Raw genomic sequence first — 13,037 nt, 5'->3', positions numbered from 1 at the left:
GCGAACGCCACTGGTCGCTAAAGGAAAATTACAGAACACTCAATAAAAGAGGAGAAACAGATGACTGCCACAACGATGATTAAAGAATGTGCCGCTACGACATGTGCGTTTAACAACTCCGGTTGCACCGCGCTCGCCGTCACCATCGGAGGCAACGAAAAGGCCTCCTGTGAAACTTTCGTCACCCTAGATATTCGCCGCTCGGTCAACACCGATGCGGGCGTTGGTGCCTGCCATCGCCTCGAGTGCGTACACAACGAGGAACTCTTGTGCGGCCTGGGTGCTGTCAACATCGGTTCGTCCGCCGAGTGTGCGAGCTACGAAGCCAAATAATCGAATGCGATCGGCGTAAAAACACCTCTAGTCAGAAACTAAAAGTATGCGTTGATCACTAACCTGATTGCGGGTAGTTTCCAGCGGGAAACTACCCGCTGTACTGTCTGGAGATTTGGGGTGGCTGGTACTGAGCGAACACAACCTCGGCCTGAGTGTGGGTGAAATTGACCATCGTCATTCCGGAATCATTGATTTCAAGCCCGTAGATGTTTCCTGCTAGATGCATGCACGTTGGAGTGTCGATCGTTTGAATGACGCCCGGAATGTTCTCTTCTTCAATCGCGGAGTAAATGTCGCGCAGTTCGCAGTCGGAAATCCTACAAAGCGCCTCACAAAAATCAACCGAGCGTGCAGCACGGTGCCAGTGAGTGCCAGGGTCTTCAATTTCCGTAACACCCTCAAAGTTTTCGATCATGACGCTGTTTGTTTCAACGATCCCTCCAACGTATCCGCACTCGATGTGAAAACTGAACTCGCCTTTAGTTCGCTCTAGAAATTCTGCTGCAGAAAGCCAAGTGATATCACCAAGTAGCACAGCGCACGAGACCGTCACTTTAATCTGCGGGACGTCCGCAATCCTGTGGAAGGCTGCGCGTATCGGCTCAGTCGAGCTGCAGGGAACTTCGTCTTGGAAATCACTAACCACTGCCAGTTGATTTGGTCCTATCCATTTGTGGGTAAGGATTTCGCAACTGCTCTTAGCGTGGTAAAGATAAGCTTTCCCGGGAGTTGAGCCGTTAAATAGCATTTGACCGGAGCCAATTGCGCGCGCTTTTCGCGTGACTTTGCACGTGGGAAAATTCATCCTTAATCACCACTAGAGTAAAAATATTTAGGTAAGCCCAACCTTATCTAATTCGTTCGTGTTTGAACATCCCCGTTTGGCATCGAGATAGCGCTGGCTTGTTTATTTGTTCTTTTTCTCAAGCTCTGTGTAAGCTTTAGCGGTACCGCGCGAGTGGCGGAATTGGCAGACGCGCTGGATTTAGGTTCCAGTGTCTTCGGACGTGTGGGTTCAAGTCCCACCTCGCGCACAGATTGACTTTCTGTAAACTCTGGCTTTTATAAGGTCGGCTGTATCACAATTTCAACACATTCCAGTTCTCAGACCCAGTTCGCAGGCCTGGAGGTATTTCTTCGCGCCTCAAGGCCGAATGCAGTGTCCAATGTGGCGAAAGTCCTAATAGTTGAATTAATGACAGTGTATTCTTGCCAAAATAGGTTAGGCTCACCTAACACTCGCACAATAACTTGGAGGGATACATGATCTCGAAAAACTTTCGTCGTATCGCAATTGCAGCTTCGGCTGCTCTTGCGCTGACTCTGACGGCTTGCTCAGATTCTGAGGGCAAACAAGCACCAGAGGAAACCACTGCTGCCGCGGCAGAAGAAACAAGCGCCGAGGCTAAAGAGGAAGAAACCAAATCTTCTGAGCCTGCCGAATCTGAGCGTTCGGCTTCGCTCGCCGATTGGGAAGGCGAATGGGTCTCGCTCGGAGCTGTTGCACACACCGACGCCATGAAGCCTCACGCTGAAGAAGCTGCAAAAGAGCACGGTGAAACTTTGGAAGAAGTGCTCGCCGAGGTTGATGAGGCTCGCAAGACTGACTTTGCCGGTATGGTTATCAGCGACGACAAGATCAATTTCGTCGCAGATCTCGACGCCGTCGAAGGCGCCAAGGCCAATGAGGGCTTCGAATACACCTTTAAAGAAACGGTGACTGGCGAGCATGACGGTCACAACTTTGAATGGTTCGTCTTCGAAGGTGAGGATGGTGCGCCTCACAAGTACGTCCTTCTGATGGAGCTCCATGGTGAAGAAACACTTGCGCATTTCCACATGCGCTACGGCGACACCATTGAGGCTGCTTCTACCGGTGCAGATGATCACTGGTACCCGACCTTCGTTCAGGCTGGCGAAGGCACGGACGAGCAGATTGCCGAAACCCTTTTCCATCACCATCACTGATAGATGCCAAGGTGGTGGGTGGCGCTTTGCGCCACCCACCACCTTTAGAATGTGAATTGCAGAGTATGATTTCTCGCCGGAATTTCCTGAATCTGAGTGTGCTCACTGCTATCGGCGCACTCGCCGGATGTTCGCAACAGTCCTCCCAAACGCTTGAGGCCGTCAAAGAAGGCCGGCCAGCTATTTTTGCTTCCTTCTATCCGATTCGTAGTCTCGTTGAATCGATTGCGGGAGATGAATTCGAGGTTGTGTCCTTTATGCCGGATGGGCACGACCCACACATGTGGGAGCCTTCTCCACGGGCTATTCAAGATCTCGTGCATGCCGATCTACTCGTGGTAAATGGTGCAAACATGGAAGCATGGTTGCCCCAAGTTGAAGAAAACTTTCCGAATCTACCCATTCTCAAACTCTCAGATTACGTTGACCTCATTACCTATAAGGGTGCTGCCGCGCTTGGAGAGTTCCAATTCTTAGCGAGTGTTCCCTTAGAACCTGGCAAAACCTACCGGCTCGTTTTTGGGCACACCCACGAAAAGAATATGCGAGCTGCATTCTTCACTGCAGAGCCAGGAACATCAACTGGCGATCTCGTTCAACGTGGACGAGATGTCATGGCAGATGAAGGTGTGCCCGTTGCTCAGCGCGAAGAGTTCGATCTCATCGATGGGCAAGTCTTTAACATTGATATGGGCCACGAATCGGGCACAGTTACCTTTTCCGTACCCGGTACAGACGAACAGTGGTATTTCGCTGCAGACCGAGTTTCCCAAGAAATCCTTAGCTATTGGATCGTCGATTCCAACGATCAGAAGATTGAATTCACGCCAGTTATCGAGGGATCCAGTACGGGCACTGATGCAGTCACTTTTGATCCTCACTCGTGGATGTCCGTCATCAATGCCAAACGATACTGTAACGCCATTGATGGCGCTTTGCGTGATCTCTACCCAGACCACGAATCCACCTTTAAGAAAAATCGCTTCGATGTCGTCCGTGAACTAACTCGGATTCAAAACGAGTACAAAGATAAATTTGAGAGTGCAGATAATCGAACGTTTATCGTCTCGCACAACGCGTTTGCGTATCTGGCAAGGGACTTTGGGTTGGAACAGCAAAGCCTGCAGGGATTGACGTCCAATTCCGCTCCGAGTCTCTACGCGATTACTCAGACCATTCGCCAGGTCAAAGAAAATAATATTGAGGTTCTCTACTATGAATTCGGACTGGAAGATCCCGGAATTCAAACCATCGTCGATGAGGCGAACGCAAGCGCATTGCCGTTAGCATCCATGGAACATATTGATCCAGACGACGGGCTGTACGAACAAGGCTATGCAGCTTATCTTGAGATGAATCTGAGTAACTTACACGAATCTATCTACTAGTTAGGCACACATGACTTTGCAAAATGAAGCCGCAAACGTTCACGAGCGGAATGTGCAACCAGAGCTCGCAGTCGAAGCCAAGGACCTGGCCTTTAGTTACGGCCGGTTCCCGGTTTTGAAAGATATTGATTTCTCGTTGCCGATGGGTGAGGCCGTCGTGATCACCGGTGAAAATGGGTGTGGAAAATCCACGCTCCTAAAGGTGATTATCGGGCAGCTGGAAGCCAACGAAGGTTCCCTCACAGTTATGGGGCAGAAGGTTCGCGCGGAGCGCCCCCTTAAGGAAGTTGGATACGTGCCTCAAGCGAACGTGATGGCCCGTATCTCATTCCCAGTCACCGTACAAGAACTGGCAGTCCAAGGGCTAGCGCGTGAATTTGGGCCAGTGAAGATTCCTCGTAAGCAGCACCTGCAGCGCACCGCCGAGGCTATTGAAAAGATGGGCCTTGAAGATTTCTTACATGTTCCCTTCAGTGAACTATCGGGTGGCTTGCAGCAACGAGTCATGATTACCCGCGCGCTCTTGGCGGATCCTAAGCTTCTCGTGCTCGATGAGCCAACCACGGGCGTCGACAAGGAAAGCAGAGCCGATTTTCTGGATATTTTGCATGGGCTCAATAAAGATGAAGGGATCACGATTCTTATCGTGACGCACGATGTTGACACTGTTCACCACCACCTCGATGTTTCCACCACCTATCTTTTGGAAGAGGGAAGGCTGACAAAATGATTGCGCTTCTTAGTGAGTTTGAATTTGTGCGACGCACGTTCCTGGTTGGGTTGATGCTGGCCGCGGCGATTCCGCTTATTGGCGTGATCATGGTTAACCGGCGAACATCGATGATGGCCGACGCGCTCTCGCACTCCTCGCTAGCCGGCGTCGCGCTCGGCTTAATCGCTGGATTTAACCCGGTCGTGGGCGCGATTATTATTTCCGTTGTCGGCGCATTCCTCATCGAAGGGATCCGGAAAAAGTGGCCGCAATACGGTGATCTTGCCACGGCAGTCACACTCTCAGCTGGCCTTGGCCTAGCGGTGATACTTTCGGATCTCGCGCCATCGGGGCGAACCTTCGATTCTTATCTTTTTGGATCGATTACGGTCGTGACCCAATTCGATCTAATCCTGACCGCGATTGTTTTCGTGCTCGTAGTTTTCACATCGATCGTCTTTTACGGAAGCTATTTGGATATCGCCGTCGATCCGAATCTTGCGCGCCTTTCGGGAACGCGGGTTGATATCCTCAATGCCATCTTCACCGCGCTGGCTGCCGTCACTGTGGCTCTTGCTGCAAAAGTGGTGGGCGCGCTGCTCGTCGTTTCGCTCATGGTGCTCCCCGTCGCAACAGCTCTGATTCTTTGCCGTAGTTACAAACAGGCCATGCTGACATCCGTGGGCTTGGGTATCGTGCACATGGTCATCGGGCTATCGGTTTCCTACACGAACGATATTCGACCAGGCGGCGCGATCGTCATGAGCGCCGTCGTGGGAATTTTGCTGGCGTTCATTGCACGAAAGATTTGGCCAACAAATCGGACTCGCCGCCCCATACTTACGCGTCGGGAAAATGCCGGTAAACTAAAAATGCCAGTAAGCTAGCGGCATGAAGATCGCGCGACTAACGTTAAATCAAGGCCCCCGCTTCGCCGTTGTCGATGAAGGCACGGGAAACTACCACGTCCTCGCTGATGACCCCATGTACGCAGGTCTTGAGCCAACCGGCCAGATTGTTAACCGTGCAGACGCAAATCTGGTCTCGCCAATTATCCCGAGGTCAAAAGTTGTCGGACTCGCCGATGCCTATCCTGCCCCCGAATTTCATCCGGATCCAAACTCGCTTCCGCTGACCTTCCTCAAGCCCAACACGTCGGTCGTCGGACCGAATGTGCCGATCACAATTCCGCCATGGGCTTCGGATGTGCGGCATGAGCCCGAGCTTGCCATCGTCATCTCGAGGATCGCAAAGGACGTTCCGGTAGAACGTGTGAAGGACGTGATCTTCGGCTACACGATCGCAAATGACGTCACAGACATGGCAAGTCTGGTTGAAGACCCGCGTTCGGCCCGGGCAAAAGGTTTCGATACCGCATGCCCGATCGGTCCAATAATCGTGACAGATCTGGACACGTCCGATCTCCAGATCACGGTGTCAGTCAACGGAGAAGAACGCGGGCGAGGAACGACTGCCGATCTGGTGCGTGACGTGCCGCAGATCGTTTCCCAAGTCTCCCAGGTTTTCACGCTGCTTCCTGGTGACGTCATCATCACTGGTAGCCCGTTCCCAGCCATTGCGACGAACGTGGGCGACGACGTCGTGTGCGCAATCGAAGGGATCGGCGAGCTACGAAATCCCGTAGTTGCTTCCGCCTAGAATGCGGCATCAATTTTCGATATCGCCTCTTCGAGGATCGGGCGGGGCGTCGCCAAAATGATGCGCGCGAAGTTTGTGTAATCGCTTCCGCACGCGGTTCCTGGCGTGAGGACGACCCCGCACTTCTCGTGTAACCACGAAGCGGGCGGGGTAGTCACAGCGCCAGTTTCAATCGCATCGCTAAAATCTAACCAGCCAATGTAGGTGCCCTCGATATGCGGTGCCCATACGCCTGGCCAACGGCCCACAGCGTCAGCGAAAAGATCTCGGTTTCCACGCAGATATTCGATCACCTCGGTTCGCCACATGTCGCCTTCGGTGTAGGCAGCAATCGTGGCCGCCGCGCCAACCGTTGAGGCGATCGAGGCAGCCCATCCGAGATAGGGCTCGAGGCGGGCTTCATGTTCGGGATTGGACAGTACGAGTTGAGCGCACTTGAGCCCTGGAATCGACCACCCTTTGGAAGCCGCTATCGCCGTGACTGTATGCGTGCCAGCTAAGTCGTTAACGCTAGCGTACGGAATATGAGTTCCGTCAAGCACGAGCGGTGCGTGAATATCGTCAGAGAATACAATCGCATCCGGATAATCCGAGACCACCGCGGACAGCTGTTCTAATTCATAGCGCTCATACACGCGCCCTGCAGGATTGGCCGGATTGACCAAGAGCAAACATTCGGCGCCCTGTTCAAAAGCTGCCCGAATCCCATTGAGGTCAAGCTCGTATCGCCCGTCCACAATCTTGGAAGGCACCTCGAGCATGTCCCGGCCCATGGCGGGCACGAGAGCGGTGAAGCCCATGTATGCGGGTGTGGGCAAAATGACGGGGGAGTTGGGTGTGGTTAACTGGTCGATCACCACACGAGCGGAAGAGACGACATCGGGTACTGCGAAAATCTGGCCAGGCTGGGGAGCCCACGCCGTGTTTTGCGCCATCCACCCCGCAGTTGCCTCTTGTAGAGCGCGCTTGGCAGCAGCAGATCGGTAGCCAATCCCGGGGCTGTCGGCATAGTCGCGCAGAACCTTTTTGATCGGTTCGGCCAGGCCCAGATCCATTTCGGCAACGAACATGCCGATGTGGTCAGGGTTGGTGGCCCACTTGCGGGAGCCTGCCGAACGGAGCTGGTCGAGTGTGATGTCGTCAAAATTCATGTTTACACTTTAGCGCGGTAACCTAGAAGTATTATGAGTGAAGTTCGCGTTAGATTTTGTCCATCACCCACGGGCACCCCGCATGTCGGGCTGATCCGCACCTGCCTGTTTAATTGGGCTTATGCGCGCCACACGGGGGGCACGTTTATTTTCCGAATTGAGGACACCGATCAGGAGCGAGATTCGGAAGAGTCCTACCTGCAACTCCTCGATTCTTTGCGTTGGCTAGGGCTCGATTGGGATGAAGGGGTCGAGGTCGGTGGCCCACACGAACCGTACCGGCAGTCCCAGCGGATGGAGATTTACGCGGACGTAGCACGCAAGCTTCTCGAGGCCGGCTACGCCTACGAATCGTTTACGACGCCGGAGGAGACCGAAGCTCGCCACGTTGCGGCGGGTCGCAACCCCAAGTTGGGCTACGACGGTTTCGATCGTGATCTTACCGAGGAACAGAAGGCAGCCTATCGCGAACAGGGGCGCGAGCCGGTTTTGCGGATGCGCATGCCGGATAAGGACGTTACGTTTACGGATATGGTGCGCGGGGAGGTCACTTTTAAGGCTGGTTCGACCCCCGATTACGTGATTATGCGGGCCAACGGTCAGCCGCTTTACACGCTGACGAACCCTGTGGATGACGCGATCACGGAGGTCACTCACGTGTTGCGCGGTGAGGATCTGCTCTCTTCCACGCCGCGCCAGATCGTCCTGTATCGCGCACTTCTTGAGCTTGGTATCGCGAAGGTGTTGCCGGAATATGGGCACCTGCCGTATGTGATGGGTGAGGGGAACAAGAAGCTTTCCAAGCGCGATCCGGAAGCGAATCTGTTACTTCATCGCGAACGGGGCATGATCCCGGAGGGCCTGCTGAATTACCTTGGCTTGCTCGGCTGGTCGGTCGCCCCGGACCGCGACCTTTTCGACATCGATGAAATGATCGAAAAGTTCGATGTTCACGACGTGAATCCAAATCCGGCGCGCTTCGATAACAAGAAGGCTGTAGCAATCAACGCCGAGCACATCCGCCGACTCGAGGTGAGCGATCTGCGCGACCGGATCCTGCCCTATCTGAAGGCAGAGGGCCTCGTGGATTCGGAGAATTACGCCGATCTCGACGCCGATGCGCAGGCGATCTTAGACGCCGCGGTTCCGCTGGTCCAGACCCGCATCCAGCTGCTCGGTGAAGCCCCCGCGCTGATGGACTTTCTGTTCAAGGGCGCGGATGAACTCGAATATCAGGAAAAGGCGGTGTCAAAGTTACGTGACACCGCGCCCGCCGTCCTCGACGCTGCAATCACCGCATTCGAGCACATCGATGACTGGTCAATAGACGCCATCAAGGCGGCCGTGGACGAGCATGTGACTCAGGCGCTTGACATCAAGGCGCGTTTTTCGTTCCAGCCGCTGTTCGTGGCGATGACTGGTACGAACGTCTCCTTGCCGGTTGTTGATTCGAAGGTGATCCTCGGCAAGGATGAGACCTTGGCGCGTTTGCGCCGATTCCGTTCTACGCTCTAGCGAGCTTTGTCAGGATCGGGTCGGATCGATGAAATAGATCGTCGATCCGGGCGTCCACCCGGTCAGCATTACTGTTCCGCTGTTGTCAACGACGACGGGCACGTATGCAAGCTGCAAGGCGGCGGGTACGCCGAAGCGTACGCCGTCGTAATCTCGCGCAAACTCGGTCCAATTGACAACGAGGTTGATTGGTGCGTCGATGCCCGCCCAATCGTCGTAGAGACAGGAATCCTCAACGGGGCTAAGCCTGGCCGGATACCGTTCGAGGAGCGCGCGTAGGCTGTTGGTGTCTGTGAGCTCGTAGAGGTTCAGCTCGTGTAGCTCGTGCAGTGGGTGATCGATGGGGAAGTCCCCGGCGTCGTCGCCATAAACTTGGGCCGTGGATTCGATAGGCACCTCTTGGGCCTGCTGTCTAGCACGATCGGCCAGGTAGGCTTCGCGTGTCATGCCCATCAGGTCAAGGGCCTTGTCAGTGAGTTGATCATCGTCCTCGGCAAAAACCTGTGGATCTTCGAGGTCGTAGGCGATCCACACTGGAACCGGAATTTGAGAACTGGCCCACCACTGTACGTTGCCAATGCTGGGAGGCGAGCCGGGCTGCAAGCGGGCATTCGTATCATCGCGATATTCGACGTGTGCGCGAGTGGGCAGGGCATGCCAATCCTCGAGTCCCGGAAGCTGAAGGATTGTCGAGAAATATCCATCTGCTTGGTCCCGCTGCTGTGCGGTTGCCAGTGAATCCACTGCGATGGAGCGCTGATGTTCTCCAAACGCGTACCCCACTGTGGCGTTACTGAGCGCGCGGCGAACCATCGCATGGGTTATCAGGTTTGCGGCAAGTGCGGCTTCTATCCAGTCAAACGCCACTCGCCAATAATTCTGAATAAAATCGGTGATCTCAGCCAGTGAGGCGTCATGCTTTGGGATATGTGAAAAAAGGTCGTCATAATCGTCGTTGGCGTTAACGTCGCCCACAAACGTCAGGTCGGCAAGCGAACCGGAGTTCAAGGGATCGGCTTCGGGCAAGAACTCGACGGGTGGGATTGCTTCGAGCTGGCTTAGATCGCTGATTGCGCTCAGTTCGTGGGCCATCTGGCGGATGACGATCCGCCCTTGAATGCCAGGATGAACCTTGAGTTTGAGCGGGTGCCAATCTGCGACCCGCCTATTTGCGCTCCTCAATGACCCCACGTCGATATCTCCTTTACGGTGGTGGCTGGCGTGGTTTCAGTTTAGAGAAAGTAGAAAGGTGTGCATGGTGTGCGTGGCGATAATAGGCGAGGTGAGTACCTTCACGTGGGCTGCGGTTTGCCTAGCGTGGTGACGCTAGGTACGATAAATACTCGTTGCCCTCCTTTTGGGAGGAACTCCATGGGGTATGGTGTAATTGGCAGCACGAGTGATTCTGGTTCATTTAGTCTAGGTTCGAGTCCTGGTACCCCAGCGAAACGGCCTCTGGCCGTTGGACGGTCGAAAGATCATTGCGGTTTTCCGCGAATTAGGCCCCGTTCGTCTAGCGGCCTAGGACGCCGCCCTCTCACGGCGGTAACACCGGTTCAAATCCGGTACGGGGTACTCATACTTCTGCGATGGTGCGATAGGTAAGACCGCGCCATGTAAACCGGCCACCAATCACTTATGCGGGAGAGCTTTCTCCGCATACCGGGCACTAAACACTCAAACCTGGCACGTTAAACGTGTGCCACGTGAGTGACATCTGCCCGGTTTGGAAATGCGAGTTACTTAGTCCTGCCAGCTTTGGTCTGATCCAATCTTTGACCTAGGAATGAGAATAGTTATCATTGATGGTGACGTTATTTCTCAATCCAACTCGGGTTTCACACTCAAAGAAAGGACAGCACGATGAAAATGCGAACAGCGGGTGGTGTGCTCCTAGGAGCGCTTCTCGCTATTGGAACTCCATTGGCGGCACTTGCCGACACCGATGAGCTTTCGCTGAGATCTAGTGGCCATGTTGATTCGCCTAAGGTTGCTTGGGACTCTGCGGATGAAAGTCTTACGCTGGTTGCCGGGCCTTCCCCAGAAGAACCGTTGGAGCACACGATCAACTGGTTGCACCGCGCATATTCTGGCTCCGGTGAAAAGAAGACACAGCACTACTACTTTACGATTCCTGAGGATGAGCCGTTAAGCTACCTAGGCGACGAAGGGGATCACCTATTCTGGGGAGCACCCCAAAATTCGGTTGGTGGCGAAGCACTGTGGATTGGTTTCGGCGGCGCTACAGATCTACCCATCGAAAAATTCCAAGACGAGGTAACCAACCTCGAAATTGTTGATTTTGATGGCCCTGGCCGAATGGAGCTCTTCCAAGGCGGGCTTTGGGGATTCCCTGTAGACAAGCTTCTTTCTAGCCACGATACGAGTGCACGTTACACACCGGTAACTGCGGGTACGCACACTCACCCCAATACAGTGTTTACGAAGCCTGGCCGGTACACGGTGACCTACCGAGCATCTGCTCGGACTGTCGGTGGAGACTACGTTTCATCCACGCCGCAAAAGGTTCAGTGGCAGGTCGGCGGAACTAATCCGAAAGATGCGAACGTTGATAGCGTTCGCGCTGCTTATGATGCGGCTCCAAAGGCAACTGCGGAAGGCTGGGAGTTTAAGCTCTCCGCTCTCGAGGGGCCTGAACCGCTCAGCGAGCTTACATTCACGACCGGTAACAGCTCCGATTCGGGCCGTGTTGCTTTCTTCATCGATGGCTACTTCCTCGCCGAGGTAGAAGTTAGCGGCGGTGTTGGTAGCTGGACTGAAATGCTGGGGGCTGGAACGTCAAGCATCCAAGCTGTTTATGTGCCATCTGAGTCGAGCCCTACCGGGGCATTTGTTTCTGCGCCTGTTGAATTTTCTACTGGTGCCGAACCTGTTTCGACGACGGAAACTGGTGAGTTCCCGGTTCCCGCACCTCGTGACAAGGCGCCAGATTACAACCCTCAGCCCTTTGAGGCTTCTAGCACAGAAGTTTCGTTTACTTCCGTAGTTGATGGTGACAAAGTTGTGTTCACCGCTGTTCCAGCAGATGACCGCATAGTTATTCACGCCAGTGGTGGCTGGGGCGATGATCTTGCGAGTGCCAAGCAACTGTGCCCGGTTTCTTTCCGCTCGGCGCCTGGTTCGCGTTCAACAACCATCCCGTTAGAGGCGGTCGATTGGTGTGATGGAAGCGCTCACTTTGAACTGGTTCCCTCAGCTCAGGCTGATATAGGTAAGACCGAAGTTTCAGGTGCGGAAGAAGGCTACGAAATGGAAGCTGCCGCACAGTTTACGAGGCCCGGGGGATCCGCAGGGCCTGAGCCAACTCCGGATCCCGAGCCAACTCCGGATCCCGAGCCGTCAGACGAACCTAAAGAGCCCGTTGAGATTCTTTATGATCCGATCGTACTTGACCACGGACACATGGATTTTGGTCCGGTCGTTAACAACGGTAACTTTGAGATGATTATTGGGGATGACACCCGTATTGGCGCCAAGCGTTCCGCATTGCGATCCCCGGAATCGGTCACCTTGGCAGCTGAACTCAAGGCGCTAGAGCGTAGCACTCGAGCGTTCGGCTCGCAGGAATACGATTTCTTGTGGGAAGACACCGATAGCCTGTTCCTTCTGCCTCAACAGCAGGTGCAAGGTATTATCTGGCCTGGCTTCTCTACCGAAAAGGTTCCGTATGCTGAGTTCCCAGAGGGTGTGACGCTATCGATAACGCCCAAGAGTATGCCCGAAGGTGCGAAGTGGTGGGCTTTGACATCCGATAGTTTCGGAGGTTTTGGCCAGATTCATGCTTCTTCTGCTGGGCCAGCAGAGATTGTGGCACCGCGGCCCTTGCATATGCACGTGGCTTGGGTGTTTACGACGCCAGGGATCTATGAGATAGACATTGTTGCGTCCGCAGATCACACCTCGGGCAAAGAATACGTCAGTGCGCCGGCGACCTACCGATTCGAAATCACGAATGCTGAAGCGGCTGCTCCGTCACCGGAACCACAGCCGTCACCGGAACGACAGCCGTCACCGGAACCAGAATCGTCGCAGGAACCACAGCCGTCGCTGTCGCCGGAACCTTCGGATGAACCCACGAAGAAGGCCGACGAGGTTGTTGTGAAGGCTGATGCTTCTAAGGATAAGAAGCTGAGCTATACCGGTGCCTCGGTTAGCGTTGCGGCCGGGGTTGCTGTTGTGGCTCTGCTTGCTGGTGGCGCAATGTTCGCCATCTCCCGCCGACGTGCATAACTGAAGAGCTTGAGTAGAGGGGTAGTCCAGGTTTCCTTCCGTTTGAACAGATGGGCG

11 protein-coding genes and 3 tRNA genes are annotated in these 13,037 nt (G+C 54.4%); 11 read left to right on the top strand and 3 right to left on the bottom strand.

What is annotated here, in order from left to right; all coding sequences use genetic code 11:
- The first annotated feature begins 60 nt into the window (after positions 1–60).
- On the top strand, positions 61–333 hold the full coding sequence (locus tag J2S70_RS01455; protein ID WP_307681975.1) for a DUF1540 domain-containing protein: 273 nt from the start codon (positions 61–63) through the stop codon (positions 331–333).
- Positions 334–424: 91 nt separating this feature from the next.
- Here J2S70_RS01455 and J2S70_RS01450 read toward each other — a convergent pair whose 3' ends face one another.
- The gene (locus J2S70_RS01450; RefSeq protein ID WP_307681974.1) at positions 425–982 is read right to left on the bottom strand and encodes a hypothetical protein; all 558 of its coding nucleotides are present in this window, start codon (positions 980–982) and stop codon (positions 425–427) included.
- 306 nt (positions 983–1,288) lie between these two features.
- Between J2S70_RS01450 and J2S70_RS01445 the strand changes: the two genes are divergently transcribed.
- The 6 genes from J2S70_RS01445 to J2S70_RS01420 all read left to right on the top strand — a co-directional run bounded on the left by J2S70_RS01445 (position 1,289) and on the right by J2S70_RS01420 (position 6,063).
- A tRNA-Leu gene (locus J2S70_RS01445) sits at positions 1,289–1,370 on the top strand.
- Positions 1,371–1,599: 229 nt separating this feature from the next.
- Entirely contained in the window at positions 1,600–2,304 is a 705-nt protein-coding gene (locus tag J2S70_RS01440) for a ZinT/AdcA family metal-binding protein (RefSeq protein ID WP_307681973.1), read from the top strand.
- Positions 2,305–2,369: 65 nt separating this feature from the next.
- Positions 2,370–3,692: a metal ABC transporter substrate-binding protein gene (locus tag J2S70_RS01435; protein ID WP_307681971.1), complete on the top strand. Its 1,323-nt coding sequence runs from the start codon at positions 2,370–2,372 to the stop codon at positions 3,690–3,692.
- Positions 3,693–3,702: 10 nt separating this feature from the next.
- On the top strand, positions 3,703–4,422 hold the full coding sequence (locus J2S70_RS01430) for a metal ABC transporter ATP-binding protein (protein WP_307681970.1): 720 nt from the start codon (positions 3,703–3,705) through the stop codon (positions 4,420–4,422).
- Positions 4,419–5,291 carry a metal ABC transporter permease gene (locus J2S70_RS01425; protein WP_307681969.1) on the top strand — a complete coding sequence of 291 codons (873 nt, stop codon included), beginning with the start codon at positions 4,419–4,421 and terminating at the stop codon, positions 5,289–5,291. Before J2S70_RS01430 ends, J2S70_RS01425 begins: the two co-directional genes overlap by 4 nt.
- Before the next feature lie 4 nt (positions 5,292–5,295).
- Complete coding sequence (locus J2S70_RS01420) at positions 5,296–6,063, top strand: fumarylacetoacetate hydrolase family protein (RefSeq protein ID WP_307681968.1); 768 nt, start codon at positions 5,296–5,298, stop codon at positions 6,061–6,063.
- Here J2S70_RS01420 and J2S70_RS01415 read toward each other — a convergent pair.
- Positions 6,060–7,214 carry a MalY/PatB family protein gene (locus tag J2S70_RS01415; protein ID WP_307681967.1) on the bottom strand — a complete coding sequence of 385 codons (1,155 nt, stop codon included), beginning with the start codon at positions 7,212–7,214 and terminating at the stop codon, positions 6,060–6,062. The genes J2S70_RS01420 and J2S70_RS01415 overlap by 4 nt on opposite strands.
- Before the next feature lie 33 nt (positions 7,215–7,247).
- On the opposite strand from J2S70_RS01415, the gene gltX reads away from it, so the two are divergent.
- Complete coding sequence (gltX, locus tag J2S70_RS01410; protein ID WP_307681966.1) at positions 7,248–8,729, top strand: glutamate--tRNA ligase; 1,482 nt, start codon at positions 7,248–7,250, stop codon at positions 8,727–8,729.
- Between the two features lie 9 nt (positions 8,730–8,738).
- On the opposite strand, the gene J2S70_RS01405 is transcribed toward gltX, so the two are convergent.
- A complete protein-coding gene (locus J2S70_RS01405) occupies positions 8,739–9,920 on the bottom strand; it encodes a hypothetical protein (protein ID WP_307681965.1) in 1,182 nt (393 codons plus the stop codon).
- A 181-nt stretch (positions 9,921–10,101) separates the two neighbouring features.
- Between J2S70_RS01405 and J2S70_RS01400 the strand changes: the two genes are divergently transcribed.
- The 3 genes from J2S70_RS01400 (at position 10,102) to J2S70_RS01390 (ending at position 12,980) form a co-directional block, all read left to right on the top strand.
- Positions 10,102–10,173, top strand: a tRNA-Gln gene (locus J2S70_RS01400).
- 58 nt (positions 10,174–10,231) lie between these two features.
- Positions 10,232–10,304: transfer RNA gene (locus J2S70_RS01395), tRNA-Glu, on the top strand.
- A 288-nt stretch (positions 10,305–10,592) separates the two neighbouring features.
- The gene (locus J2S70_RS01390) at positions 10,593–12,980 is read left to right on the top strand and encodes a choice-of-anchor M domain-containing protein (protein ID WP_307681964.1); all 2,388 of its coding nucleotides are present in this window, start codon (positions 10,593–10,595) and stop codon (positions 12,978–12,980) included.
- Positions 12,981–13,037: the final 57 nt, after the last annotated feature.

It is taken from the genome of Trueperella bonasi, from assembly GCF_030811535.1.
GTDB classification, from domain to species: domain Bacteria; phylum Actinomycetota; class Actinomycetes; order Actinomycetales; family Actinomycetaceae; genus Trueperella; species Trueperella bonasi.
This window is presented reverse-complemented; position numbering and strand designations above follow the sequence as displayed.

Bases quoted from the DNA above. Each gene is read 5' to 3' on its own strand.
- J2S70_RS01415 (WP_307681967.1), bottom strand. From the start codon at position 7,214: ATGAATTTTGACGACATCACACTCGACCAGCTCCGTTCGGCAGGCTCC.
- J2S70_RS01425 (WP_307681969.1), top strand. From the start codon at position 4,419: ATGATTGCGCTTCTTAGTGAGTTTGAATTTGTGCGACGCACGTTCCTG.
- J2S70_RS01420 (WP_307681968.1), top strand. From the start codon at position 5,296: ATGAAGATCGCGCGACTAACGTTAAATCAAGGCCCCCGCTTCGCCGTT.
- J2S70_RS01430 (WP_307681970.1), top strand. From the start codon at position 3,703: ATGACTTTGCAAAATGAAGCCGCAAACGTTCACGAGCGGAATGTGCAA.
- J2S70_RS01390 (WP_307681964.1), top strand. From the start codon at position 10,593: ATGAAAATGCGAACAGCGGGTGGTGTGCTCCTAGGAGCGCTTCTCGCT.
- J2S70_RS01440 (WP_307681973.1), top strand. From the start codon at position 1,600: ATGATCTCGAAAAACTTTCGTCGTATCGCAATTGCAGCTTCGGCTGCT.
- gltX (WP_307681966.1), top strand. From the start codon at position 7,248: ATGAGTGAAGTTCGCGTTAGATTTTGTCCATCACCCACGGGCACCCCG.
- J2S70_RS01455 (WP_307681975.1), top strand. From the start codon at position 61: ATGACTGCCACAACGATGATTAAAGAATGTGCCGCTACGACATGTGCG.
- J2S70_RS01435 (WP_307681971.1), top strand. From the start codon at position 2,370: ATGATTTCTCGCCGGAATTTCCTGAATCTGAGTGTGCTCACTGCTATC.